Origin of the sequence: Paraburkholderia megapolitana, assembly GCF_007556815.1 — a bacterium.
Taxonomy (GTDB): Bacteria; Pseudomonadota; Gammaproteobacteria; order Burkholderiales; family Burkholderiaceae; genus Paraburkholderia; species Paraburkholderia megapolitana.
The window spans coordinates 1,592,950-1,619,482 of record NZ_CP041745.1 but is presented as its reverse complement, the minus strand read 5'-3'; the positions used below and the strand labels follow the sequence as shown (position 1 = coordinate 1,619,482).

Sequence of the window (26,533 nt, the reverse complement as noted above, 5' to 3'; positions counted from 1 at the left end):
CCTGGCGAAGCGCGGTGCGCTTCGGCCTGCTTTGGTCTTTGCTTGTGTGTGGGCGGCCGGATCGGTTGCGAATGCTGACAAAGGCTTCCAGCAACTTTCCGGGCGCCCGGGGATTTTAGCCCAGAGTGCCGCGTGCGAGACTCGCCTTATTCCTCCACATACCCCTTGCGCAGCTTCTCCGCCACAAGCTTGTCCATCTCGCGGCGAGCCCGCTCCGGCGTGTCGAATTCCTTCAGGTTGGTTTGCCCGTTGCTACCTATACGGCCGTAGCTCACGCTCAACTCGGTGCCCCGCAATCTCGCGCGCCAGAATTTGCTCGAACCACCTTGTTCGAAGCGCAGCGTCCGCACCACTTCTGTTTGAGTAGCCTGTACGACTTGCGGCGCTTCAGTAGCGCAAACGTCGGCACTGGTCGGGGCCGCCGATAGCGCCGATGGTGTTGTCTCCCGCGCGGCGAGAAGTTCGACTTCCGCACTCAACGCACGGTCCTCGCCATCGGTCAGCATTGCCTCGATTCGGGCTAATACCCCTTCGCTATCGGCGAGCCAATCCTTTCCGGGGATGTCGAGCACACGCCAACCGAAGCTGCGCAAAATGCCAGGACGAAATACGTAGCGCTCGACGGTATCCACGACTGTTTCGCCGGGTGCATCGAGAAGGATTGCCAGCGCATAACCTTGCATCGATGCATCGGCGATGGCCAGATCGCAGCGGAACTGAGAACGGCCGACATTGACCTGCACGTGGTGGCCACGTGCTTTCAATGCCTCGGCAAGCGCATCCCTGATCGTGTCCGACGCAGCCTGACGCGTGAACGCATCGCGTGCGCCCGGATTGAGCGCCCCGAGCACGGTCTGCGCACGCTCGAACTGGCCGCTCGCACTGGCCTGAGCAAACTGCAGGAACGTGCGGAGTGCCGCGGCGCCGTCGTTGTGCACATTGGTGATGGCGTCGGCTTGAATCGTCGACACGACCGCCATGCGATGCCGGGCGCGGCTGAAGATCACGTTCAGGCGCTTTTCGCCGCCGCGCTGGTTGATCGGACCGAAATTCATCAGCATCCTGCCGTCGGGTCCGGGTCCGTAGCAGATGCTCAGAATGATCACATCGCGCTCGTCGCCCTGGACATTCTCCAGGTTTTTAACGAACAGACCGTTGAACTGATCGTCGTCCTCACGCACGTACTCTCGCTCGAGCCGCGCGGCGAAGTCGGAATCTTCGCTCGCCAGTGCTTCCAGCGCGGATTCGATGCTGCTCTGCTGCGCTTCGGAAAACGCGACGATACCTATGCTCAATCCTGTCTCGCGACGCAGCAGCTCACGCACGGTATGGGCGATATATCGCGCCTCCGGTTCATTGCGTCGATCGAGATAGATGCCGTCGCTCAGCTGATGAAAACTGACTGGTCGCGCCAGCAGTGCGTCGGCACCGACGATGCCGGCATCGTCCTGGTCCGAGCGCCACAGTGCAGCTTCGTCGTCGCCTGCTTCGAGCAGGCGGTCCGGAATGGTGACGAGTCGCCCGCCGTAAAACGCGGCATTGGAAAAGCTGATCAGCGACTCGTGACGGCTGCGATAGTGCCACGCCAGCAGCGTCGCAGGCAGGTTGCGCGCGGCCTGGTTGAGCAGGCTGTCTGCGTCCAGGTTGATAGCGATGCGCTCACCCTCTTCTTCCACAACGATCTCGTCGTCACCCTCGCTGCCGCCGGAAGAGAAGAAGCTTGTCGGCGGCAACTGCATTTCGTCGCCAACCACGATCACCTGGTTCGCCCGGCTCATTGCCGGGACGGCTTCTTCCGTGGGAATCTGACTGGCCTCGTCGAAGATCACCACATCGAACAGGTCCGGCGACAGCGGTAGCGTGTCGGACACCGACAACGGGCTCATGAGCCAGATTGGTTTCAGGTCGTTGATCACCGCGCCGGTCTCTGCATCGCTGAGCTCGCGAATCGAGCGATGGCGCATGCTCTTGCTGAATTCATGCTCGAGTTCACGACGGCCTGTCGCATAGCGCTTCTTGAACGCCTTGCCGTCGGCGTCGAGTTGCGTGACCGATAGCGACGACTGGCGCACGTGCTCGGCGAACTGCTGATGTTGTGTGGCTTGCAGGACGTGTGAGTTGAGAGCAAGCAACTCGCGCTGGTTGTCCGCCAACGCGCGCGCGGTTTGCGCGAGCGCAGCGCCATTGAAACCCGCTAGCACCGGGTTGCCGCGTTCGAGCCGGCGCAGCGCCTCATCGACAACGAGTGCCTCCAGTTGCGTCGGCGGCTGATCGATCGTCTGCAGCGCGACGGCATAGGCCGGGTCGGCGGCATGGACCGCACGCAACAGAGGCAGCAGGTCGGGAAGATCGTCCAAAGCCTCGCGAAGATCGCGTGAATATTCCGCGATATCGGCAAGGCGAGCCTCTGTGGTCAAGGTCAGCCCATCGCCGACGCGCGCGGCCAGTTTGTACAGCACCTCTCGCGAGCGCGTCTCCGCAAGCGCCGTGGCAACCGGGTCGACGGCGTCGCGCAGATGCGCAACCAGGACGCGCAGGCCGTTATCCGACTCAAGGCGCGTCTTGAGTTCGCCCAGCGCGTTCAGAAACGCGCCCATCTCGCTTACACCATAACGCCGGCGGCACTCGCCATCGACTTCGTTCATTGCCGCGCTGGCGACATGCTCCGCGGCCAACGCCTCGAGTACCTTGCTGTACCCCGGATGAACTGCGTGTTTGCCGAAGTCGTAGCGCCGCTTCAACTGACCACGCAGGCGCCACCACGCAGGTTGCAACCAGCGCGCCGCGGAATGCTCCAGACGTCGTGTCATCGCGAGCGCCGACCCGGTGTCGTCCGCACTGAGCTTGTCGCGCCAGTTCGCGGTAGCCGTAAGTGCTGCGTTCAGTGCCTGCGCGCGCTCCCCAAGGGCAGCGCGCACCCGACTCAGTTCGCCTTGTGCCGCCGAATTCACATCGAGAAGATCGAGGTGCGCGACAAGGCCGCGGTCGATTAACCACTGACTATCTGCTGCCAGCGAACGGGCACGTTCCAGCGTAATGTCCTGATCGATGAGGCTCGCGGCGTCTTCGAAAACCGGGTCCAGTGAGTCGAACAGTGCTTCGACATCGTTGCATAGCTGCTCGACACGCCCGAAGGCGTGTTCGTTATTCAGCAACTGCGCGGAGATCCTGGCGAATGGGTGTGCGGCAAGACTATCCAGACCGAAACGCTCCTTCGTGGCGCGGTGCACGCGCTGGGTGAGCTCTCGATGCGTGTCCCACACCGCCAGCGTCGGCAGCCGCTCCCGGATGGCAGGACCTGTTTCTGGAGCGGCACCCAGCTCGGCCACGCGACGCAACAACGCGCGCACGCTAACCCCCAGCGCAGCGGGAACCTCAGCCGTCGCTGACTCAAAATGCTCGATACGCCGCTGCTGTTCTGCAAGATTCCCGGTGATCTGGGTGCGCCGTGCGCCTAAGGCATCGCTGTCGTGCGGTCGGGAAATCCACTGCTCATAGCAGGTGCGCAGATCGGCAATGAAAGACTTCTTGTCGGCCTGGGAGTCGTGGATCAGGCAGCACAGCGGCTCCAGTCCGCTTTGCTTGAGCCGATGGAACACCACGTCAAGGGCAGCGCGCTTCTCGCAGACAAACAGCACGCGCTTGCCGCGCGCGGCGTAGTCCGCGATCAGGTTGGTGATGGTTTGCGACTTGCCGGTGCCGGGCGGCCCCTGGATGATGAAACTACGCTGATTGCGAGCGAGGCCGACCGCCGCGTTCTGGGTCGCATCGGAAGCGACGACGTTCCACTGATCGACAGGTGCCAGCGGCGCAGGCGCATCGGTCTCCACTTCGCGCGGCTCGATCGAGAAGACCCGGTCGAAGGCGGGGTTGACGCCAGGCTCATCGATCAGTTGCGCGTAGTCGCGCACCAGCGACATCTTCCTGTAGTTGAAGTTGGCCAGCGTGACCTGAGTCAGGTCGATATCCCAGGCATACCGATGACCTTCGACCTCCTCCAGCACGAAGCCCTGCCGATCGTCTTCGGCCACGGCGCCGTCCGACATGTTCGGTTGGCGCAGACCGGCGCGTGGAGCGGCGCCCGCTTCGAAGCGCTGCGGCAGATCGCTTGGCCGAACCCAATGCTCGAACAGCGCACGCCCAAGCGGACGGTAGTCGTCGTGGGCGTAGCTGTACGGCGGCAGCGAACCGCTGCGCGTGCGCACGACGGCACCGGGCTTGCGGCGCCGGAATTGCTGCATGCGCTGGAGCGCCTTCTGCCTGACCAGCCGAACCGAGGCCTTATCGATGAGTCGCAGTTCCACGGACGGCTCAGAACGGTGGATCTGCGCAAGGATATCGGCATGGATGTCGGCAAGCGATGTCTTGCCCAGATCGACGGTCTCGTCGAGGCGGATGCCGTACAACTGGCCAAGATGATGACGCAACACAGGATTGAACTCTGCGTCGCCGCTCGTGCACTGGATCACATACTGATCGCGCACGCCTTTACGTTTGACGAGTTCCACCGGCAGCCATAAGAGCGGCGTCGTAATACGCTCGTCCGGTGCTTCCTTGAGGTTGTGCCAGCGCAGGAAAGCGACCACGAGACGCAGGTTGCTGAAGCCAAATTCAGCACGCTCGCGCCGGGTCTCGGCGATCAGCCGGTCGAGCGCGGCGGGCAGGTAGGGTTGATCGTCGAAGCGCAGCCAGCGCTGCAACGGTACTGCTCGCCCGGCCGCCAGGTCAGCGGCAAACGACCCGCCCATGTGCAGATGTGCTCCGGCCGTATGCTCTGGATCTGCAGCATCAAGGGGACGCTGGCTACCGTCAGATTGACGCTGGCCGCGCCAGGACGGAAGTACAGCAGCCGGTTGCGCCGCGACAGGTCGAAGAGACGGTCGCGCAGATGCGTAAGGACTGCGGTACGCCGTGTGGCGGCGCCGCTCGCGCCGGCGAGTGCCCGCTCGACGTCGACGGACAGTGGTTGCTCGCGCCAGGTGCGCAACCTCGTGGCGAGCGCGGATACATCGGTCGCGCGATCGTGCCGGTTAACCTCGGTCATTTCGACGATGACCGACGCCACGATCGGATGCAACCGTTCGTGGAGCAGGAACAGGTTGCGGCGATGGATCAGGAATCGGCGCAGATCGTCCTCGTCGGCAAAGTCGATGCCGCACGCCAGACTGGCGAGCGTCATGCCGAGCAGGAAGGTATCGCTGATCTCATCGTGGTGGCCGATCAGCAGTTCCCAACTGCGTGGGCCAGGCAGATAGACCGGACGTTCGATCGGCGCAGCGCCATCCAGCTGCAGCGCTTCGTCCGTCACTTCGTGCCGGCCGTCCTCGGTGTGACTGCGCTGCAGCGCGCCGATGATGTTCAGACCGGAGGCCGGCTGCGGCTGCACCCGATGCACCGCGCCGATATCCATGACTGGCGCCTCGCCTTCCGGCCGGCGCAGGATCAGCGCGCCGCCCTCGTTCACCAGAATGCTGTCGACATCGAGTACGGCGACCCGACCTTGTGCGTGCAGGGAGGCCACCTGCTCGAATAGCGGCACCACTAGCACGAGGACGTCGTCGGTGGACAACGGCGCACCCGCCTGAGCTTGAATCAGCGTGCGCAGCGTACGCGGCGTCTCGTTGTGAACTGGCTGATCGTTCATGCCCGGATCTCCGCGTCCAGCTGGCGACGGTAGCGTTCAAGGTCCCGTTTGCTGAAACCCGCGTCACGACGAAGATTGTTCTGCAAGGCGTCGAAGCTACCGAGCCCCCTCGCCACCTTCCCCGCCCGGAGCAACGCCACCTCCTGCTGGTCGGGGTCTGCCAGAGCGAGATCCATCATCAGCGCGTTGAGGTAGTCACGGATGCTTTCGTCGGCGATATCATCGGCGAACGCATCGGGACCGACGACAGGCTCATTGTCCTGCCAGTCGGGGAACAGCATGCGCAACTGAGCCTGCACCGCGTCGCTCGCCAACGGGGTACCGGCCAGGTAATGTGCCAGGAAACCGCGCGTCAACTGCTGCAGCCGCGCTTGTCCTGGCAGGTCGAGCCGCTCCAGTCCCAACGGACCATGCAGACGGGTCTCGATCCATGAGTCGAGGTTTTCTGCCTGCTCCCACCACAGCGCCAACGCTCGCGCCCGGATGAAGGTCTCCGGATGGGTGTGCGCCGCGCTTGCCCCGGCTTCATGCGACTCGATTTCCTCGGCCTGGCGCAGGTACGCCGCCGCATCGACGCTGTTGATGCCCGTCTGGACCTTGACTAGCGTCGACACCGCCGGAGCCACCGCGCCCGCCGCCACCGCGCCGCCCCGGTCGGCAAACAGTTCGGTATGCAGGGCATAACGCCGATATGTCTCGCGATGACTACTGCTGCTGCCAGGGGCGGCCAACGCATCGTTGAGGATTCGATCGACCACCAGGAACTGACCGTCGTCGCGCGACCACAACAGGTAATGCGCAAGCTCATGACCGAGTACCGCCGTCAATTCCTCCGTCGACAAACGCTCCAGCAACGGCCCTTGCACGATGATGTGCACTTCGTCAGGCACATAGAAGAGCGACGCGTTCATCGCTTGCCCAGGCGACTGATAAAGCGTTGCTCGGGCCTCGATGCCAAGCCGCTTCATGGCTTGCTCCAGCGCCGCATGCACGTCGGCATGAGCCTCGGCGTCGAGGCGATAGGTGTCACGCAACAACATCGAGCGCAATTCTTCGCGCTGCTCGGCGGAACCGGTGCGGGCACTAGCCCAGCGCCAGACCTCCGGTTCGTTGCGGCGCAGGTAGTCGACCACCGTTGCGTGATAGGCGAGCGGTACGAGCGCACTGCGGTCCGGGGCGTAAGAGTCCATGCAGGGACGTTCCAGGATTGAGTCGATCTGATTTTACAAGGGTCAGCTGCGAATGGCGGCCCCGGGAATGATCAGCAGCTCGCCAATACTGCAATATCGGCGTGACTGTTTATGTTCTTTAGCCGCTGCATATAAAAATAGTCTGGACGAATGCCGATGCAACTCTCGACGATCCTGGCATGAAGGTCGAGGGTCTCAAACCGACCGCACTCGTTACGCCTGCGGGCGTGCCCGCCACCGTGTGACGGACACATGTCGACACGCGATCTACTTCAACACGACCTTCACATCGAAATACTTCGCAGCGAAACGATCGATGCTGCCGTCCGCCTTCAAATCCTTCAACGCCTGATTGAGCGCATCCTTCAGCGCCTTGTCGCCCTTGCGCACGCCAAAACCCACACCGGCACCAAGCAGCTTCTCGTCGCTAACCGGCGGTCCCGCGAACTCATAGCCCGCACCCTGCGGACGCTTCAGGAAACCCTTCGATGCCGCTTCGGCATCCTGGAACGCCGCGTCGAGACGACCCGAAGCGAGATCTTCATAAATCTGGTCCTGCGTCTGGTACGGCACGACGTCGACACCGGCCGGCGCCCAGCGCGCCTTCGCATAGGCTTCCTGAATCGTGCCCTGCAGCACGCCCACGTGTTTTCCCTTCAGCGAAGCCGGCGTCGGCAGCAGCCCACTGCCCTTCTTCGCGATCATCTGGTTGGGGATGACGTAGATCGGATCGGTGAAATCGATGGCCTGGCGGCGCTGCTCGGTGATCGTCATATCCGAGTTGATCGCGTTGAACTTGCGCGCCTGCAACGCAGGAATCAGGCCGTCGAACGCATTTTCGACCCATACACATTTCACCTTCAGCTTCGCGCAGACCGCATTGCCGATGTCGATATCGAAGCCTTGCAGCTGGCCGGTTGGCGATTTCGATTCGAACGGCGCGTATGACGCCTCGACGCCGAAACGGATTTCCTTGAGATCGCTTGCCGATGCGCTGCCTGCTGCTGTCGTTGCCGCGGCGAACATCGCGAGTGCGGCGAGGTTTCGCCAGTTCATGTTCATCATGGGTATTCCAGAGGGATTTCAGTCAAACCAAAACAGGATCGAGCCGGGCCGCACAGGATCGCAGCACCGGCATATCGCTCCAAATGCGGTCGATCAGCGTGATGCGCCGCAGCAGTCGCGAACGCGCGATTGTACAGGGCGCGCGCCCACGAGCCGGGCGAGGACGCGTGGCCAGAAGGGTTTTGATACGGCGGCAATGAGCGCGGCGAATCTGCAACTTCGCGTCGCGTGCGGGCAAGGATAACGAAGCGTCGCAAGACGGCGCGTTAGTGGCCGCCGTCGTCAGCGACGTCGTGTGCGAGCCACGTAGCGAGATGCGTGAACACGGCGGCCACATGCGGCAAATGGCGCGACTCGGGATGCGCGAGCACCCAGATCTGCGACTCGGCTTCGTCCAGCGCTGGCGTCAGTTGCACGAGATCGTCGCGACCGCGCGCCAGCAACACCGGCAGGATGCCGACGCCGAAACCGCGCGCGACGATCTCCAGCACCGCCATCACGCTGTTGGTCCGATAGCGCGGCTGCACGCCCGGGCAATGGCGCTTGCGCCACAGCACCGAAGGATGGTCGCCGAGCGAGCTGTCGGGTGCGACCCAGTCGCAGCGCGCGAGCGTATCGAGATCCCCCGCATGAATACCGCTCGATTTCGCGGCGAACGCCGCAATGCGCAGCGGCCCAACCTTCTTGCCGACCAGATGCTCGGGCGCACGCTGCGTCGCGCGCACAGCGATGTCGGCATCGCGCTTCGTCAGGCTCGCCAGTGAGTTATTCGCGGTCAGCTCGAACGACAACGCCGGATGCAGTTGCGCGAAATCGCGCAGTGCGGGCAGTACGAGGCCGTACAGGACAGTGTCGGTGGTGGTGATGTGCACCGATCCGGAGACGCGGTGGCTGCTCGCCTGCACGCTTGAGCGCGCGGCCGTCAGTTCGCTCTCGATACGCTCGGCGTGCCGCGCGAGTTGCTGGCCGAGCGGCGTGGCCCGATAGCCGGTCCGCGAGCGCTCGAACAGCCGCTGACCCAACCCGCGCTCGATGCGCTGCACCGCACGGAACATCGTCGACGCATCGACACCGAGCCGCAGCGCCGCTTCGGCGAGCGTGCCGGCGCGGACCAGTGCGAGTATCGTCTGGGTATCCGCCGGTGTCAGTTCGTATTGCGTTTTTGCACGCATGGTTTGGCAATCCGCCTGTTTGTCCGCGAGTCGAACCGGTGCTACTTTTACCACATCGACTTGTCGGCCGACGAGCCGTGCAACCGGACGCGCTTACGTGCTCCGCAGTCACTCACCCTCAAACCAGGGAATTCCGCATGAAACTCTACTTCTCTCCCGGCGCCTGTTCGCTCGCGGTCCACATCGCGCTGCGCGAAGCGGGCATCGATTTTCAGGGTATCAAGGTCAATCTCGCGCAGCACAAACTCTCGGGCGGCGAAGACTACTACGCGATCTCGCCGCGCGGCTACGTACCGCTGCTCGAACTCGACGACGGCACGCGGCATGTGGAAGGCGCCGCGCTGCTGCAATACGTCGGCGACCTCGACGTGCAGCACGCGTTGATTCCGCCGGTTGGCTCGGCGGCGCGGCTCGCGGTGCTCGAATGGTTGACCTTCGTCAGCTCGGAACTGCACAAGACGTTCAGCCCGTGGCTATGGCACGCGGATACCGCCGAATCGACGAAGACCGTCTGCCTCGCGAAGCTCGCCACGCGCTTCTCGGAGCTCGACCAGGTGCTCGCCGATCGCGACTACCTGACCGGGTCGTTCACGGTCGCCGATGCGTATGCGTTCACGATCGTCAACTGGGCGCCGATGCTGAAGGTCGATCTGTCCGCGTATCCGCACCTGCAGGCGTATCAGGCGCGCGTCGCCGCGCGGCCGAAGGTGCGCGAGGCGTTGATCGCGGAAGGTCTGGTGAAGGCCGCGGCCTGAGCCTAAGCCTGACCGGCAGGCTCAGGCGAGTGCGGCGAGGGTTTCGCGCGTCGTTTCGATCACCAGCAGCCCGGCGCGCAGTCCGGGTTTCACGGTCGGATTCGGAAACACGATGCGCTCCTCGTCGTGCTGCACGATGTAGCGATAATCGGTGTCGCGCGCGAGCAGCGTGTCTTTCGCGAACGCGGTGAAATTCGGCACGTCAGCGGCGACCAGCAGTTCGAACGCGTCGCTTTGCTTCGTGATCTGGTCGATCACCGTGAAGACCCGCGGCAGCGGTGCGCGCTCGCTTGCGGTGTGTGCAGGGCCTGCCAGCAACTGGCGCAATGCACTGTCCGCGCCGGAAAAACGCGTCAGGTCGTTCTGGCCGAATGGTCGCACCTTGCCCAGTTCGAGCGTACATGCCTGCGCGCCGCACTGTTCGGCGGTGAAGTGCGAGTAGGTGTTGGCCTTTGTCGTATGCAGCAGTACCGCGGCGATCTGTGCTTCGCCCAACCATTCGAACATCGCGCGCGAGAGCGGCGCACCGGCGTATGGCAGCAGCGCGAAGCGCTCGAACACCGATGCACGGATGGCTGTATGCAAGTCGATGTGCCAGCGGGTCGAGGATGCTTCCGTTGCAGCCGCTGCACCGAAGAACTGTACCGCTGCCCGTTCGAGCGCAACTGCCCGCGGTGTTTCGCGACTATCCGGCAACTGCGCATGGCGCCCGCTGAACAAACGATTCAGATCGTCATCCAGATACCGGCACGACGCGCGCATCGCCGCGACGTTGCCGAGTATCACAAGCAGTCGGCACGCAAGCGTTGCGCGTCCCTCGGCGATATCGGCTACAAGGCGCGACAGCAGTTCGATCGGTGCCGTTTCGTCGCCATGCACACCCGCTGAAGCCAACATGCTGCATGCGCCGGGCGGAGCATCCGGCTCGAACTGCAACATGCCTTCATCGAGCCATGTCCAGCGCACGCCGTTCGCGCACACACCTTGTGTGTGCCCTTCCTTCGGACGCTCACCCGCCAGCGTCCACGCGAGAAAATCGGCGAGCATTGCGCCCGCGCTTTGCTCAGCGCTGGAAGTCATACAGCGAACCCAGGCCGAGAATCTGTGTCAATTCGTCGAGTGCGGTGCGCGACTCGCGCAGCAACTGCGGGTCGGTCAGATCGGACGGTGCGAGGCGATCGCGATAGTGCTTCTCGATCCAGCCATCGAGCCGGCCAAACAACGTGTCGTCGATCCACACACCCGGCGCCACCACGGCACGCTCCGCTTCGTTCAACACGACGCGCAAGCGCAGACATGCCGGGCCACCGCCGTTCTTCATGCTTTCGCGCAGATCGAACACGAGCACGTCGTCGATCGGGCCACTGCGCACGGTCAGTTCATCGAGCCACGCCGCCACGCGAGCGTTCTCGCGGCATTCCTGCGGCACGACCAGCACCTGGCGACCATCCGGGCGCGTCAGCAGCTGGCTATTGAACAGATACGACGACACCGCATCGGCGACGCTGACCTGCGCGTCCGGCACTTCGATCACGTCGAACGGCGCACCGAGTTTCGTGAGCTTCGTGCGCAGTTCGTCGTACACCGCGTTCTGATCGACGAATGCAAGCTGATGACAGAACAGCGTATGCCGGTTGCCGACCGCAATCACGTCGTTGTGGAACACGCCGGCATCGATCACGTCGGGGTTTTGCTGCGCATAGACGGTCGTTGCTTCGGTAAGCCCATGGCGCTGCGCGACCGCGCGGCTCGCTTCGAACGTTTGCCGCGCGGGGTAGAGCTTCGGCTCCGGCCCGCGCCGGTATTCGCTGCGTCCGTAGACGAAGAACTCGACGCCACGCGTGCCGTATTCCGCGCTAAAGCGCGTATGGTTCGCCGCGCCTTCGTCGCCGAGCGCCGGGGTGCCAGGCAACGCTTCATGCACCGCGAAGCGCGCGGGGTCCGCGAAGATCGCGCGCAGTGTGCGGCGCGTCGATTCGTGTTCGATCGCGCGATGCAGCTTGCTGCATAGATTGGCCGGCGTGAAATGCACGCGGCCGTCGTGCGTATCCGCCGACGGGCTCACGGTCGCCGCATTCGCGGTCCACATCGCCGACGCGGAACTCGCTGCGGCGAGCAGCTCGGGCGCGTCCTTCGCGACCCGCGCGATCACCGTCGCGTCGTCGCCGGAAAAACCGAGCTCGCGCAACAGCCGCATCGACGGGCGCTCCTGCGGCGGCAATACGCCCTGGCGAAAGCCGAGGTCCGCGAGCTGCTTCATCTTGCGCAGCCCCTGTTTTGCTGCGGCCTTTGGGTTCGCTGCGGATTTCTCGTTGGTCTGCGACGCGACATTGCCGAACGACAGCCCCGCGTAGTTGTGCGTCGGGCCGACAAGTCCGTCGAAGTTGGCTTCCGTGGCTTGCATGGTCGTTTCCCCGCTCAGAAGTGAAGGCCCGGCGACACGCTCGCGGGCATCTGCAGTTGCGCGCTTTCGACCGACGCCATCGGGTAAGCGCAGTAGTCGGCGGCGTAGTACGCGCTCGGCTGGTGGTTGCCAGAGCGGCCAGTGCCGCCGAACGGCGCAGCCGACGAAGCACCGTTGGTCGGGCGATTCCAGTTAACGATACCGGCGCGCACGGTGCGCTGGAAGTGCGTCCACAGTGCTTCGTCGTCGGCCAGCAAGCCCGCTGATAGACCGAAGCCGGTGTCGTTCGCGCGTTCGATCGCTTCGTCGAAGGTGCGGTAACGCGCGATCTGCAGGAGCGGCCCGAAGTGTTCTTCGTCGGGCAGGCCGGTTAGTCCGCTCACATCGAGGATGCCCGGCGTGACGAAGCCCAGTTGCGGATCGCGTTGCTGCATCGACAGCAGCGGCTTCGCGCCGGCAGCCACGAGGCTCGCCTGCGCATCGACGAGCCGCGCCGCGGCGCGTGCAGAAATCACCGCGCCCATGAACGGCTGCGGATCGGCGTCGTATTCGCCGACTGCGATCCGTCCCGTCACGTCGATCAGGCGCGCGACGAAGCGCTCGCCGAATGCATCGTCGGGAACGAGCAGACGTCGCGCGCAGGTGCAACGCTGCCCGGCCGACAGAAACGCCGATTGAATCGTGTGATGCACGGCCGCGTCGAGATCGGCGACGGGCGCGACGACGAGCGGATTGTTGCCACCCATCTCGAGCGCGAGCACGATTTCCGGACGCCCACCGAACTGCCTGTGCAACAACGTGCCGGTATCCGAGCTACCGGTGAAAAACAGACCATCGATCTGCCGATGATTCGCCAGCGCAATGCCAGTATCTTTCTCGCCTTGCACGAGATTCAGCACACCTGCGGGCAAACCGGCGTCGCGCCAGGTTTCGACGGTTGCGCGTGCAACACCCGGCGCCAGCTCCGACGGCTTGAACACAACCGCATTGCCCGCGATCAACGCAGGAACGATGTGCCCGTTCGGCAAATGACCAGGGAAGTTATACGGCCCGAACACCGCGACGACACCATGCGGCCGATGACGCAATACCGCGACCCCGTCGGCCATCGGTGCGCGCTTCTCGCCGGTGCGCTCGTTGTAGGCCTGAATCGAGATCTCGACCTTGGCCGCCATCGATGCGACTTCCGTGCGCGCTTCCCACAGCGGCTTGCCGGTTTCACGTCCGATCGCCACCGCGATCGCTTCCTTGCGTTCGGTGAGCAACGCGGCAAAGCGGCGCACGATCGCGCAACGCTCGTCGAGCGAGCGGGCGGACCACGCCGCGAACACTCGGCGGGCACTGCGCACCGCGCGATCGACGTCATCCGCCGATGCGCTCGCCCCCTCCCACACCGTCGCGCCCGTGCCCGGGTTGCGCGATGCGAATACGTGTCCTGTGCCGGCAGTCCATTCGCCGTCGATATAAAGCTCAGTCATGATCGTCCTTATTTGTGTTTCAGCGGCAGCACGCGCACCGGATCACCGGCTTTCACGTTCAATGCCGCGGCTTCTTCCGCCGTGAGACGGAACCTGCCGTCGTGCGGCACGCCGGTTACGGCGCCGACGCGGAAATCGTTGAGCGAGGTGTTCGATACCAGCGAGCGCTGCTCCGCCTGCGTTGCATCGGTCACGTTCGCCTCGTGCGCTACGCCGATCGCCACCGGTACGACGACACTCTCGCGCACCGTGCGCAGATCCGCGACGTGGCATTCGAGCACCGGGCCCGCATCGAAAATATCGACGTGGTTCTCGTAACGCAGCCCTTCCGCTTCGAGCATCCTGCGTGCGGGAATCGTGTCGCTGTGAGTCAGGCCGACGCACTCCTGCGCTTCTTCCGGCAACAAATCAACATACACCGGGAAGCGCGGCATCAGCTCCGCGAGAAACGATTTACGGCCATGCGAGCTGAGGTAATCGGCCGCGTTGAAATCGATCTGGTAGAAGTGCGAACCCACCGAGCGCCAGAACGGCGATGTGCCGTCCGCGTCGAAATGGCCACGCAGTTCCGCGCAGATACGCTGCGGGAAATACTCGCGAAACTGCGCGATAAACATGAAGCGCGAACGCGACAGCAGCCCGCCTACACCACCCGTGCGATAACGCGGGCTCAGGAACAGCGAGCACACTTCCGCATAACCGGTGAGATCGTGCGAAATATTCAGTGCGCGCATCCGCGTCCAGATACCGAGGTCCTGGCTCGCGTGCACGACCGTACTCACGCGATAGTTGTAGAACGGCTGCTCGAGACCCACCGCGGTTTCGATGCCGCACACACCGGCAACGTCGCCGGTGGCGGTGTCTTCCATCACGAAGAAATAGCCGGCTTCATGCGGTTCCGCGCGACCTTCCATGGTCCGGCGCGAACGTTCGATCCGCGCGGCCAGTGCCTCGCGGTCCGGCTTGAAGGTGGTGAGGCCAGGACCGGTTTCCTGAGCGAGCGCGACTAGCGCGTCCACATCGCCCGTCTGCACGACGCGAACGACGATCATTGTGCGTCTCCCGAAGATTCGTTATTCGCCCGGTTCACCGTATCCTCCTGCAGATGTAGCGGCACGCAACGCACCGTGTCGCTGTCCCGCACACCGAGAGCCGCACGCGCGGCAGCGGAGAGCGGTGCACTGCCGCGCTGCGCCGGCAGATCGCCGAGCACGCAACGAAACTCGCCGGCACGGTTGCTGGCGATCAGATACGTGGCGTTGCGGTCATTCTGCTCGTCGGGTTCAGCGTCGCTAACCGCACGCGTCTCGTTGCGCACCACACACGCGCTGCGATCGATCTGCGCAGTCAGCACCGGCCCCGCATCGAAGATATCGACGTAGCGGTCGGTCTCGAAGCCTTCCTCGAGATGAATCTCGTAGGCAAGCAGCGCTTTCTCGTCGGGTTCGCCAAGCACGCGTTGCGCTGCTTCGGGCAATAGCGGCACATATAGCGGATAGCTCGGCATCACCTCGGCGATGAACGTGCGGCTGCGACCACCCGACTCCACTTCGATATCGGCGAAATCACGGCCGAAAAATTTGCGGCCCACCGCTTCCCAGAATGGCGACATGCCGGCTTCGTCGGTCACGCCGAGCAGCAGCGAGAACACTTCCGGCGTGAAACGGCGGCGGTTCGCCGCGATGTACATCATCCGTGCACGCGACATCAAATGTGCCGCCGCATCGCCGCGCAATGCCGGGTCGATGTAGTAACCGGCGAGCCGGCTTCTGCCGGTCAGTTCGTGCGACATCGTCAGTGCGTGGATCTTGCGGTTCACGTGCAATTCGCGCGACGCATGGATCAGCGCATCGTTGCGAAACGCGTAGAACGGCTCCGAGTAGCCGGCCGCCGCGACGATGCTCGCGGTACCGCGTAGCTTGCCGGTCTCGCTGTCTTCGAGCACGAACAGATAGAACTCCTCGCCGGGAAAATCGACTTCCGCGCGAAACGAGTCCTCCGAGAGCGCGACCCGCGCTTCGAGCGCGCGCCGGTCGTGCGGCAGCGAGTGCAGCACGGGTTGCGCCGTGCGCGCCATGTGTTCGAGCGCGTCGAGATCGGCGAGACGGCCGGGGCGTACGAAGAGCATCGTCGTTCCAGTGAATGAGTTGAAGCGCGGTGAAGGAACCTGACGGGCCTGGTGAGTACGGTAACTTCGCTAACGCTCGCGTTAGCGGGACGGCGCTTCCGCGGTCGCACCGACGACTTCCTCGATCGCCTTGCCGATGCGCTCGAAACCTTCGTTCAGATCGTCGAGCGGCATCACCAGCGAAGGTGCAAAGCGCAGCACGTCCGGCCCGGCGATCAGCAGCATCGCGCCGTGTGTGGCACATGCGGTGAGGAAATCCTTCGCACGGCCCTTGTACGCATCCGTGAGTTCGGCGCCGATCAGCAGGCCCTTGCCGCGCACTTCACTGAAGATGCCGAAGCGTTTATTCAGTTGCGCCAGCTTCGCCTTGATCGCGTCGCCGCGCAGACGCACGCCTTCGAGCAGATCCGGATCGCTGATCAGTTCGACGACCTTCTCCGCGATCGCAGCGCCGAGCGGATTGCCACCGTACGTCGTGCCGTGCACACCGACCTTGAAGTGCGCAGCGAGTTCGTTGGTGGTCAGCATCGCACCGATCGGGAAACCGTTGCCGAGCGCTTTCGCGGTAGTCAGGATGTCGGGAGTGACGTCCGTGTCCTGGTACGCATAGAAGTAACCGGTACGACCTACGCCCGTTTGTACCTCGTCAAAAATCAGCAGTGCGCCGTGCTGGTCGCACAGTTCGCGCAGGCCGCGCAGAAATGCTGGATCGGCGGGAATCACACCGCCTTCGCCCTGGATCGGCTCGACGATCACCGCACAGGTTTTCGTGCCGATCGTCTTACGAGCAGCGTCAAGATCGTTGTACGGCAGATGAACGATGCCGGCCGGCACCGGGCCGAAGCCTTCCGAATACTTCGGCTGGCCGCCGACGCTGACCGTGAAAAACGTGCGCCCGTGGAACGATTGCGCAAACGACACGATCTCGACCTTGTCGGCACCGTGGCGCTCGAACGCGACGCGACGCGCGAGCTTCAACGCGGCTTCGTTGGCTTCCGCACCCGAGTTCGCGAAGAACGCGCGGTCGGCGAACGTCAGGTCTTCGAGGCGCTTTGCAAGACGCAGCACCGGTTCGTTCGTGTAGCCGTTGCCGATGTGCCAGAGCTTGCTGCCCTGCTCGTGCAGCACTTTCAGCAGTTCCGGGTGCGCGTGGCCGAGTGCCGTGACGGCAATGCCGCCGGCGAAGTCGATATATTCGCGGCCCTGGGTATCCCAGATGCGCGAGCCTGCGCCGCGATCCGGCACGAAAGCGGCTGGCGAGAACAGCGGCACCATGACTTCATCGAAGGTCTGGCGGGTCACAGTCGGGTCGTTCATGGCGAATCCTCGTTGCAGTAATAGCAGATAGTGTAGGAAACCCCGCGCGAAACGTCTTGCGCACAGGCGACGTGTTCTGTCGGGCTTGCCGCGCTTTTACGCGCCGGACGAGCCGGGCATGTCCGGCGGCTCGATCAACGCACCCGGCCGCGGCTCGCTCGCCGCCGCGCCGGCGCCGCCGTGCTGCCGGTCGAGCCAGTTGCGGCGGTCTTCGCGCGGTGTCACGCCAAAACGCTCGCGGTACGCATTCGAAAAGTGCGCCGCCGACGAAAACCCGCACGCCAGGCTGATCTGCACGACCGATTTGCTCGTGCGCTGCAACTGTGTGCGTGCTTTCGACAGCCGCAGCCCCAGGTAGTACTTGGACGGCATCGAGCCGAGATACTGGCGAAACAACCGCTCCAGTTGCCGCCGCGATATGCCGACCAGACCGGCGATCTCGTCGGTGGTGAGCGGATCTTCGGTGTTCGCTTCCATCAGTTGCAGCGCATCGTTCAGACGCGGATGGCGCTCGCCAGGTGCGGTCACGAACGGAATGCGCTGGCGCTCTTCACCCGCGCGCAGCACGCCGACGCCGAGCGTGTCCGCAATCCGTTCCGCGAGTTCGGGGCCGTGCTCGCGGCCGATCATCGCGAGCATGAAATCGACGGTAGCCTGGCCGCCCGCGCAGGTGGCGCGATCGCGATCGATCTCGAAGATCTGCTGCGTGACGATCGAGCGTTCGAACTGCTCGGCAAACTGCTGATAGGTTTCCCAGTTGACGCTCACGCGGTAGCCCGACAATTGTCCCGCCATTGCGAGCCACCACACGCCGTGATGAATTCCGGTGACGAGCGGCGTGCGCTGCCCGACACGTGACAAACTGGCGAGAAACAGCCGGTAATCGGCAAACTGCTGAAAACGCTCGCTGACGACAATCAGCCAGTCGCACGACACCGCATCGCCGAACGCCGTATCGGCGGGCCATTGTGCGCCGCCCGACAGCGGCACCGGCCGCCCGTCCCACGAACACACCTGCCAGCGATACAACGCCCGTCCATCGATTTCATTGGCAAGCGTCAACGCATCGACGATCGGCCCGATGCCCGACATCGAGACCGGCGGCAAGGCGACGATCGCGACCTGCGTCGTGCGAGTGGGACTTGATGTTCGAGCCATCGACAATCCGCGTGGAGCCGGCGCCGCGCGTTACTTGAGGCTACCCGAGAGAAATTGCTTCAGACGTTCGCTGCGCGGTGCGGCAAGTACCTCGGCGGGTGCGCCCTCTTCTTCGGTACGGCCTTGATGCAGGAACATCACGTGGTTCGAGACGTTGCGCGCGAAACCCATTTCGTGCGTGACGACGATCATCGTGCGGCCTTCTTCGGCGAGCTTCTGCATCACCTTCAGCACTTCGCCGACCAGTTCGGGATCGAGCGCGGAGGTCGGTTCGTCGAACAGCATCACGTCGGGGTTCATCGCCAGTGCGCGTGCAATCGCGACGCGCTGCTGCTGGCCACCGGACAGATGCGCGGGATACTGCTTCTCGACGCGCGGCGCGAGCCCCACCTTCTCCAGGTACTCGCGCGCCCGGTCTTCCGCTTCCTTGCGCGACAGCCCGAGCACATGACGTGGCGCTTCGATGACGTTTTCGAGCACGTTCATGTGCGCCCACAGGTTGAAATGCTGGAACACCATCGCGAGCTTCGTTCGGATGCGCTGCAGCTGCTTGTGGTCGGCCACTTCGAGATTGCCCGCGCGATCGGTTTTCGTGCGCACCGCCTCGCCGTCGACGACGATCTGCCCCGCGTTCGGCCGCTCGAGAAAGTTGATGCAGCGCAGGAACGTACTCTTGCCCGACCCGCTCGCACCGATGATGCTGATGACGTCGCCCTTGTTCGCGTTCATCGACACGCCCTTGAGCACTTCGTTATCGCCAAAGCGCTTGTGGATGTCCTGCACGGCGAGCTTGCAGGCGTCGGTTTGAGTCGTGTGGAGCAAGATGCTCTCCCAGAGTGTGTAACGGGTTCCGTCTTCGGTCCCGTCTTGCAACAGCGTGAAACCTGCAGTACGACAGCGTTATGCGATGTACAGCGGCAGCGGCGCCGCTCAATGCGAACGCACCGCCAGATAACCGAGCCAGCGCCGCTCGGCCTGCCGGAACCCCGCAACCAGTGCGAACGAAATCGCACAGTAGATCAGCGCCGCGAGCCCGAACGCTTCGAACGAACGGTAGGTTGCCGAATTCACATCGCGCGCGACCTTCAGGATGTCCGGCACCGTCGCCGTGAACGCGACGGTGGTCGCATGCAGCATCAGGATCACTTCGTTACTGTACAACGGCAGCGCACGGCGCAGCGCGGAAGGTAGCACAACGCGCCGGTACATCGTGAACCCGCTCATCCCGTATGCGCGCGCCGCTTCGACTTCGCCGTGCGAGGTCGCGCGAATCGCACCGGCGAAGATCTCGGTCGTGTACGCGCAGGTGTTCAGTGCGAAGGCAAGAATCGCGCAATGAAAACCACTGCGAAAGAACGCATCGAGCAGCGAGTGCGAGCGCACGAATTCGAGGCTGTACATCCCCGTGTAGATCAGCAGCAACTGCACGTAGAGCGGCGTGCCGCGAAACACGTAGGTGTAAAAGCGCACGGGTAGCGACAGCCAGCGCTTCTTCGACACGCGCGCGACCGCGAGCGGAATCGATACGACAAAACCGAAGCCGATCGATGCAACCAGCAGCCACAGCGTCACGGCAACGCCCGACAGACGCTGGCCGTCCCAGTACAGAAAGGCACGCCAGTATTCGGTGAGGATCTCGATCATGGTGGTGTCAAAGCTCCGCGTGGCGCACGCCGATCGAATAGCGCCGTTCGAGCCATATCAGCACGAGATTCGATACGGTCGTGATGGCCAGATAGATCAGCGCGGCGATGAGGATGAAGAAAAACATGTTGAAGGTGCTCTTGCCCGCGTCCTGCGCGGCCTTGACGATGTCGGCAAGACCGATGATCGACACGAGCGCGGTCGCTTTCACGAGCACCTGCCAGTTGTTGCCGATACCGGGCAGCGCGAAACGCATCATCTGCGGAAACAGGATGCGCGCGAACACGCGCGCGCCGCTCATGCCGTACGCGGCGCCCGCTTCGAGCTGGCCCCGCGGCACCGCGAGAAACGCGCCGCGAAAGGTCTCGGTGAAATACGCGCCGTAGATGAAGCCGAGTGTGAGCACGCCCGCGACGAACGGATCGATGTCGAACTGCGGCAGAGCGAGCGCATCGGTCAGATTGTTGACCGCGATCTGGATGCTGTAGAACAGCAGCAGCATCAGGACGAGATCGGGTACCGAGCGGATCAGCGTCGTATAGGCGGTGGCAATGGCGCGCAGCGGCCGGTTCAGCGAAAGCTTCGCCGCCGCGCCGATCAGGCCGAGCACGACGGCCGCCGCGAGCGACAGAACGGAAAGTTCGATTGTCTGGATCGCACCGGCGAGCAGCACCGGGCCAAAGCCGTATAGGAACACGCGCGTCTCCATCTGGTTGATCGGGCTGGCGGGTCGCTGTGAAACCGGCGCAGCCCGCTTCGAGGCATGGCGCGGATACTCGCAGGCAAAAATAAATTGCTCAAACTGGCGACGCGCGGGTTATTGCGGCGCAACATAGGCAGCCAGGGCGATCGCGCCGTGCCGGACTCCCTGTTTTCGCGGGCGCCATGGTTTTGCGAGCGCTCAATGCACCGGCTGCGCCTGCTGCGTTTTCGCAAGTTTGTAGTCGCTTTTTCGATAGACGAAGCGGCGTCGCAATGGGCGTTTCGATAGACTGGCAGCCATCCGCCCGCCGCTCCAGGGCACCTCCTGTTATCCGACGACCCGCCCATGACTTCCCGCACCGACCCCGACACACTCGCCGCCTACGCGCGCGACGCCACCCGCTACAGCCAGGACTGGCTCGACCAGCCGCCGCCGAACGACCTCTACTCGATGCTGCAAACGCACCTGGTGCCCGGCGGCGATACCGCGGATATCGGCTGCGGCAACGGCCGCGACGCCGCGTGGCTGGCCAGGGGCGGTTATCCGGTGACCGGTTTCGATGCGTCGCCAGCCCTGCTCGACGAGGCGCGCCGGCTCTACCCCGACGTAACGTTTCGCGAAGCGACGCTGCCCGCGCTGGCCGGCGTCGTCGACACCTACGACAACGTGATCTGCGAAACCGTGATCATGCATCTGCCGGTCGACGAGATCGCCTCCGCGATCGACAGCCTGTTGCGCATCCTGCGGCCGGACGGCGTGCTGTATCTGTCGTGGCGGGTCACCGAGGGAGCAGACCAGCGGCTGCCCGACGGCCGGCTCTACAGCGCGTTCGATCCCGCACTCGTGCTCGGCGAGCTGGCCGGCTGCGCGATCCTGCTGTTCGAGGACGTGACAAGCGAAAGCTCGGGCAAACGGATCTGTCGCGTGGTGGCGACGAAGCGCGGCGATACGGTGTGAGCGTGTAAGCGCGTGCCAGGCGCTGCGAGCGCGATACACCGGCACGAGACCGTCTCACACCCAGATTTGACTCATTAATGACCCAATAAACGCCTTAAAGACTCATTAATGAGCCAATATTGACTTCAGGCACTGGCACGACCTAGAATGATTCATTAATGAGCCAACAACACGGTTAAAGACTCATTAATAAGCCAATCCGGTCGAAACCATGTCCAAGCTCGCGTCCCGCCCCCTCTCCCGCTACAGCCTCGATGCCGCCTTGCTGCTGGGCCAGCAGATCCGCCGGATGCGCATCGAGCGCACCATCACGACCGCGCAGATGGCCGAACGGGCCGGCCTGTCGCGCAGCCTCGTGCAGCGCATCGAAAAGGGCGATCCGTCCTGCTCGATCGGCGCGGTGTTCGAGGCCGCGGCCGTGGTCGGTTTGCGTCTTTTCGACGCCGACCAGCCGGAGATGACGAGCCTCAATCAACGCTATGCGGACACGCTGATCCTGCTGCCGAAGAAAGTCCGCACGCCGCGCATCGAGACCAAAGATGACTTCTGAGCGCAGTTATCAGGAAGCGTTCGTCTGGGTCTGGCTGCCCGGCGCAACCGGGCCGGTGGTGTGCGGACGGCTCGCCGCCGTGGGTGGGCAGATCGTCTTCAACTACGGCCGCAGCTATCTTGCGCGCCAGGATGCGATCGCGCTCTACGACCCCGAGCTGCCGCTACAACCGGGCACACTGCCCTTGCCCGCCGGCCTGTCGATGCCGGGCTGCATCCGCGACGCCGCGCCCGACGCGTGGGGCCGGCGCGTGATCATCAATCGCAGGTTCGGGGCGGGCGGCCGGCAGATCGACACGGCCGAGCTGGACGAACTCACGTATCTGCTCGAATCGGGCTCCGACCGGATCGGCGCGCTCGACTTCCAGCAATCGGCCAGCACCTACGTGCCGCGCGATGCCGCGTCCGCGTCGCTCGACGATCTGCTGAATGCGGTTGCGAGCGTCGAACAGGGCGTGCCGCTCAACCCCGAACTCGAGCGTGCGCTGTTGCACGGCAGCTCGATTGGCGGTGCGCGACCGAAAGCGATGATCACCTCGCACGACAGGAGGTACATCGCGAAGTTTTCGTCGCAGAGCGACATCTATAGCGTCGTCAAGGCCGAGTACATCGCGATGCGTCTGGCCGCCGAAGCGGGCATCGCGGCGGCCCCCGTGTCGCTGCAGCAGGTGGGCGGCAAGGACGTGTTGTTGATCGAGCGGTTCGATCGCACGCATGCCGCGCACGGCTGGCAACGCCGCGCGATGGTGTCGGCGCTCACGCTGCTCGGGCTCGATGAAATGATGGCGCGCTACGCGAGCTATGAAGACCTTGCCACGATCGTCCGGCATCGCTTCAGCGAACCGAAGGCGACGCTGCGCGAACTGTTCGCGCGGATGCTGTTCAACGTGCTGTGCGGCAATACCGACGATCACGCGCGCAATCACGCCGCGTTCTGGGACGGCGCCGCGCTGACGCTCACGCCCGCTTACGACATCTGCCCGCAGGCGCGCGCCGGCAACGAAGCCACCCAGGCGATGCTGATTACCGGCAACGAACGCTGGAGCCAGATTGCCGTGTGTCTGAAAGCCGCACCGCAATTCCTGCTCTCCACCGCGGAGGCGCTCGCGCTCGCCGCGCAGCAGATCGAAACGATCCGCGATAGCTGGGTGACGGTCTGCACGGAGGCGCGGCTCAGCGAGGTCGACCGCAACTTACTATGGCGGCGGCAGTTTCTGAACCCGTTCGCTTTCGTCGATGCGCCGGCGCAACTGGCCGTAATGCTGCCGGAGAGCGATTGATGCCCCGTGAATCCCTTGCGAAAGCGCGCTCGTGCATAATGCGCCGTTATCGATGACCGGACGACGCTGGCATGTTTTATGACCAATCGTGGATGGGGTACGGGATCATCGGCGGTATGCAGGCGGGAGCGATTGCAGCAGTAATCGGATTCTTCATGCTGCTGCTGGTGCACTGGCTGACCCGCAAGGAACCCTGGAACCCGGCCGCGAGCTGGGCGTGACTTATATGCTGTCCGTGCTGCCCAGTTCGAGCGGCGACCTGTGGAACCTGTTCTATTTCAACTACGCCAACCTGCAGTCGCCGGCTCTGCTGCGCGCGACACTCGCCGATGTACACGATCCGGACAGTATCGGCGTACGCGTGCTGTGCGAGTTCCTGGGCATAGCGGTGGGTATCTTGCTGGCCTGGATCGTGTTGCGCTGGCGTAGTCGCGCGCGTACCGGCGGCGCATAACGCCGTGTGATATCTCAGCTTGGGTCAGGCGTTCGCCCTGGCCACGCTCACCTTTCTTTACAAAAAATGACAAATATAGTGCTCGATCCAGTCGACGCACTCGATAAGTGACGCGTTATAGCTCTCAGTGCCACATCTTCACGTGGCACGGATCGGCTCTACCCATCATGGGGCCCATGAATCCCCGAAGTCCGTGAAGGTATCCGCAATCGCAACAAGCACGACCAGCAATTGCTCCAATGCTTCCGTCGAAAACGATTCCCTCGACTCTTACTTAAAGGATTCACCATGAACAAGTTTCTTTCCGTTGTAGTGGCTGCCGGCATGTTCACCGCCATGGCCGCTCACGCACAGACCCCGGCCCCGGCTACCGCGCCGGCAGGAACGACAGCTCTTTGTAAGGACGGTTCGTCCTTCTCGGGTGCCACGAAGAAAGGCGCGTGCTCGGGCCATAAAGGCGTGAAGACCTGGTACGGCGCAGCGGGTGCACCTGCTGCAGGCGCCAGCGCTCCGGCAGCAGCCGCTGCGGCACCGGCTTCATCTGCCGCCCCGGCTCCGGCTGCGGCCACGACCACGAAAACGGCTACGCCCGCTGCCAGCACGAAGGCTGCTGCGCCCGGCGGCGGCCCGGGCCAGGTGTGGGTCAACACGAGCACGAAGGTGTACCACTGCCAGGGCGACAAGTACTACGGCAAGACGAAGGCCGGTTCGTACATGAGCGAAGCCGATGCGAAGACCAAGGGCTACCACGCCGATCACGGCAAGGCTTGCTCGTAAGCTTCTTCGGTATGTCTAACGATGTTTGACGGACGGGGTGAGCGCTGTGGTCTCAGGCGCTCACCCCGTTTGACGTGGTCCATTCGCCGGAATAGCCGCGCGGCGCTTTACTTCATATCAGAAGCCACCCATCCCTATGCCGCCGGGCCCCACCGTGTAATGACCGATGGTCGCCCCAATGCCGCCGGGGCCTACCGTGTAATTAACGCTGTCGCCTTGTCGGGCCGGCGACGCGGTACACGTGTTCTTGCCCATAGGCGACAGGCAAGGGTCCGGTTTTCCGTTACCGAATGCATTGGCCGTTGCATTGCTCCTGGCGATCTGTTTTGCCGAGAACTTTTCGATGACCTTGTTTCTTGCTTCCGTAATCGAATTCATTTTCTTCGACCAGATGCGCGCCCTTGCCTGGTCGTGAGAGGCCAGAATGTCCTGACCTTCAGGGATCATGTTGCCTATTTGAAGGTCGTACTGGATCACTTCTTTCGGCAGGAAACCCGACCGGACCGATGTGCGATCACTTTCAACGACCTTGGCCCAGTCGGCAGTGGAAAGCGAAGCCCCCGATCCTGCCGCGGCCGCAGCCGGTGCTGGAGCCGGGGCGCGATTTTGCGCGGGAACCATGCATCCAGCGAAGAGTGTTGTTATAAAAAGCGCTGAGATACATTTACTTGCCGTCGTTTTCATTTTTCTTTCCGAAGAGGTGGCGCCGAAAAGACGTCTACCCCAAGACGGCTTTGATCGGAAGCTTGCTAGCGGACAGCGTGACTCGTCTTAATAGACGATTGACTGGCAGGAATTTTCAAAAGCGGGCCATCAGTCCATACCGAGCCGGGCAAGAATCGCCGGCATCATGTTATGGACGGCGGCCCGCCCTTCTTCGATGGCCGGTCGCGCGCGGTGGAAATCGAAGATACCCATACCGCCCAGACGCGGCTGGATCAGGATGTCGGCGGGTTCGCCGGCCAGCCGGCTGCGCGTAATCCGCACCTGCATGATGTCGATGCTCTGCGCGATCGAACTCAGCATCGACGGTACGCGCGCGCTCGGCGGCGGCGCCACGCGCACATCGCGACTTTCTTCGTAGCCAGGCGCCGGTTGCAGCCAGCGCGGCCAAGGCTTGCCGTTGCGGCGTAATGCGAGCGGTGGCGCGGTATCGTCGGTGGCGCTGGCGTTGGTGCCGGTGGAACCCTCCGTTACGGGCGCACCCGACGCGACGGCCGCGGCACGCGCAGCGATCGGTGCGGGTGTTTCGGCGGTGACACCGCCCAGGTCGCGGCCGTTCAGAATGTCGTTGTTCAGATCGATAGCGATCACGCAGTCCGCACGCATGCCGCGCGCAACCGACACAGGCACCGGATTGCTCAACCCGCCGTCGACGAGCCACACCCCGTCATGCCACTGCGGCGTAAAAATACCGGGAATCGCAATCGACGCACGCACCGCGTCGACAAGACTGCCGTCCTGTAGCCAGGTTTCTCGGCCGGTATCGAGTTCGGTTGCGACTGCGGCAAACGGCATCTTCAGCTCTCCGATCGCACAGCCCGCGAACTGGTCCGCAAACACCTGAATCACTTTCTTGCCGCCGAGCAATCCACCGGATAAACGCAGATCGAGCAGCCGCACGACCGTCTGCCACGTGAGTCGCGACACCCACTCTTCGAGCCAATCGAGATCGCCGTGCGCGTAGACCGCCCCCACCAGCGCACCGATCGAGGTGCCACACACCACATCGGGCCGGATACCCGCCTCTTGCAGGGCCCGGATCGCACCGATGTGAGCCCAGCCGCGCGCAGCCCCTCCACCGAGGACAAGTCCGATACGCGAGGGACGACGACGCTGGTTCATGGCTTCTGTCTCC

23 protein-coding genes and 1 pseudogene are annotated in these 26,533 nt (G+C 63.6%); 8 read left to right on the top strand and 16 right to left on the bottom strand.

Annotated features, from left to right (window positions below):
* Positions 1-146: 146 nt before the first annotated feature.
* The 4 genes and pseudogenes from FNZ07_RS20690 to FNZ07_RS20675 all read right to left on the bottom strand — a co-directional run bounded on the left by FNZ07_RS20690 (position 147) and on the right by FNZ07_RS20675 (position 9,071).
* Positions 147-5,644, bottom strand: a pseudogene (locus tag FNZ07_RS20690) (AAA domain-containing protein).
* Positions 5,641-6,834, bottom strand: a complete 1,194-nt coding sequence (locus FNZ07_RS20685) for a M48 family metalloprotease (protein ID WP_091018881.1) — start codon at positions 6,832-6,834, stop codon at positions 5,641-5,643. Before FNZ07_RS20685 ends, FNZ07_RS20690 begins: the two are co-directional and overlap by 4 nt.
* A 267-nt stretch (positions 6,835-7,101) precedes the next feature.
* A complete protein-coding gene (locus FNZ07_RS20680) occupies positions 7,102-7,896 on the bottom strand; it encodes an ABC transporter substrate-binding protein (RefSeq protein WP_091019171.1) in 795 nt (264 codons plus the stop codon).
* A 269-nt stretch (positions 7,897-8,165) separates the two neighbouring features.
* Positions 8,166-9,071 (bottom strand): LysR family transcriptional regulator, encoded by a 906-nt coding sequence (locus tag FNZ07_RS20675; RefSeq protein WP_091018883.1) that lies wholly within the window; start codon positions 9,069-9,071, stop codon positions 8,166-8,168.
* A 137-nt stretch (positions 9,072-9,208) separates the two neighbouring features.
* On the opposite strand from FNZ07_RS20675, the gene gstA reads away from it, so the two are divergent.
* Positions 9,209-9,826, top strand: a complete 618-nt coding sequence (gene gstA / locus FNZ07_RS20670) for a glutathione transferase GstA (RefSeq protein ID WP_091018886.1) — start codon at positions 9,209-9,211, stop codon at positions 9,824-9,826.
* Between the two features lie 21 nt (positions 9,827-9,847).
* On the opposite strand, the gene astE is transcribed toward gstA, so the two are convergent.
* The 10 genes from astE to FNZ07_RS20620 all read right to left on the bottom strand — a co-directional run bounded on the left by astE (position 9,848) and on the right by FNZ07_RS20620 (position 20,652).
* Positions 9,848-10,906, bottom strand: a complete 1,059-nt coding sequence (gene astE, locus FNZ07_RS20665) for a succinylglutamate desuccinylase (RefSeq protein WP_091018888.1) — start codon at positions 10,904-10,906, stop codon at positions 9,848-9,850.
* On the bottom strand, positions 10,890-12,230 hold the full coding sequence (gene astB, locus FNZ07_RS20660; protein ID WP_091018890.1) for an N-succinylarginine dihydrolase: 1,341 nt from the start codon (positions 12,228-12,230) through the stop codon (positions 10,890-10,892). The genes astE and astB overlap by 17 nt, the downstream gene beginning before the upstream one ends.
* A gap of 14 nt (positions 12,231-12,244) precedes the next feature.
* Positions 12,245-13,708, bottom strand: coding sequence for a succinylglutamate-semialdehyde dehydrogenase (gene astD / locus FNZ07_RS20655; RefSeq protein WP_091018893.1), 1,464 nt, complete (start codon positions 13,706-13,708; stop codon positions 12,245-12,247).
* Between the two features lie 8 nt (positions 13,709-13,716).
* On the bottom strand, positions 13,717-14,760 hold the full coding sequence (astA, locus tag FNZ07_RS20650) for an arginine N-succinyltransferase (protein WP_091018895.1): 1,044 nt from the start codon (positions 14,758-14,760) through the stop codon (positions 13,717-13,719).
* On the bottom strand, positions 14,757-15,836 hold the full coding sequence (gene aruF, locus FNZ07_RS20645; RefSeq protein ID WP_091018896.1) for an arginine/ornithine succinyltransferase subunit alpha: 1,080 nt from the start codon (positions 15,834-15,836) through the stop codon (positions 14,757-14,759). The genes astA and aruF overlap by 4 nt, the downstream gene beginning before the upstream one ends.
* An 81-nt stretch (positions 15,837-15,917) precedes the next feature.
* Entirely contained in the window at positions 15,918-17,153 is a 1,236-nt protein-coding gene (locus FNZ07_RS20640) for an aspartate aminotransferase family protein (protein ID WP_091018897.1), read from the bottom strand.
* A gap of 96 nt (positions 17,154-17,249) precedes the next feature.
* On the bottom strand, positions 17,250-18,311 hold the full coding sequence (locus tag FNZ07_RS20635; RefSeq protein ID WP_091018898.1) for a GlxA family transcriptional regulator: 1,062 nt from the start codon (positions 18,309-18,311) through the stop codon (positions 17,250-17,252).
* 30 nt (positions 18,312-18,341) lie between these two features.
* On the bottom strand, positions 18,342-19,133 hold the full coding sequence (locus FNZ07_RS20630) for an ABC transporter ATP-binding protein (RefSeq protein ID WP_091018899.1): 792 nt from the start codon (positions 19,131-19,133) through the stop codon (positions 18,342-18,344).
* Between the two features lie 108 nt (positions 19,134-19,241).
* A complete protein-coding gene (locus tag FNZ07_RS20625; RefSeq protein ID WP_091018900.1) occupies positions 19,242-19,955 on the bottom strand; it encodes an ABC transporter permease in 714 nt (237 codons plus the stop codon).
* A gap of 7 nt (positions 19,956-19,962) precedes the next feature.
* Positions 19,963-20,652, bottom strand: a complete 690-nt coding sequence (locus FNZ07_RS20620; RefSeq protein ID WP_091019174.1) for an ABC transporter permease — start codon at positions 20,650-20,652, stop codon at positions 19,963-19,965.
* Between the two features lie 66 nt (positions 20,653-20,718).
* Between FNZ07_RS20620 and FNZ07_RS20615 the strand changes: the two genes are divergently transcribed.
* From FNZ07_RS20615 to FNZ07_RS20590, 7 genes are all read left to right on the top strand, one after another.
* Positions 20,719-20,946: a hypothetical protein gene (locus FNZ07_RS20615; protein WP_091018901.1), complete on the top strand. Its 228-nt coding sequence runs from the start codon at positions 20,719-20,721 to the stop codon at positions 20,944-20,946.
* Between the two features lie 57 nt (positions 20,947-21,003).
* Positions 21,004-21,615 carry a class I SAM-dependent methyltransferase gene (locus tag FNZ07_RS20610; protein WP_091018902.1) on the top strand — a complete coding sequence of 204 codons (612 nt, stop codon included), beginning with the start codon at positions 21,004-21,006 and terminating at the stop codon, positions 21,613-21,615.
* Positions 21,616-21,826: 211 nt separating this feature from the next.
* Positions 21,827-22,165, top strand: coding sequence for a helix-turn-helix transcriptional regulator (locus tag FNZ07_RS20605; RefSeq protein WP_091018904.1), 339 nt, complete (start codon positions 21,827-21,829; stop codon positions 22,163-22,165).
* Positions 22,155-23,444, top strand: a complete 1,290-nt coding sequence (locus FNZ07_RS20600; protein WP_091018906.1) for a type II toxin-antitoxin system HipA family toxin — start codon at positions 22,155-22,157, stop codon at positions 23,442-23,444. The genes FNZ07_RS20605 and FNZ07_RS20600 overlap by 11 nt, the downstream gene beginning before the upstream one ends.
* Before the next feature lie 71 nt (positions 23,445-23,515).
* Complete coding sequence (locus FNZ07_RS33885; RefSeq protein ID WP_211367980.1) at positions 23,516-23,665, top strand: hypothetical protein; 150 nt, start codon at positions 23,516-23,518, stop codon at positions 23,663-23,665.
* Positions 23,662-23,898, top strand: coding sequence for a hypothetical protein (locus FNZ07_RS33880; protein ID WP_211367977.1), 237 nt, complete (start codon positions 23,662-23,664; stop codon positions 23,896-23,898). The genes FNZ07_RS33885 and FNZ07_RS33880 overlap by 4 nt, the downstream gene beginning before the upstream one ends.
* 288 nt (positions 23,899-24,186) lie before the next feature.
* Positions 24,187-24,675: a DUF3761 domain-containing protein gene (locus FNZ07_RS20590; protein ID WP_091018910.1), complete on the top strand. Its 489-nt coding sequence runs from the start codon at positions 24,187-24,189 to the stop codon at positions 24,673-24,675.
* A 117-nt stretch (positions 24,676-24,792) separates the two neighbouring features.
* Here FNZ07_RS20590 and FNZ07_RS20585 read toward each other — a convergent pair whose 3' ends face one another.
* Both FNZ07_RS20585 and FNZ07_RS20580 read right to left on the bottom strand, forming a co-directional pair.
* Entirely contained in the window at positions 24,793-25,359 is a 567-nt protein-coding gene (locus tag FNZ07_RS20585; protein ID WP_143098165.1) for a hypothetical protein, read from the bottom strand.
* 129 nt (positions 25,360-25,488) lie between these two features.
* Positions 25,489-26,520, bottom strand: a complete 1,032-nt coding sequence (locus tag FNZ07_RS20580; RefSeq protein ID WP_091018915.1) for a patatin-like phospholipase family protein — start codon at positions 26,518-26,520, stop codon at positions 25,489-25,491.
* Between the last annotated feature and the right edge of the window lie 13 nt (positions 26,521-26,533).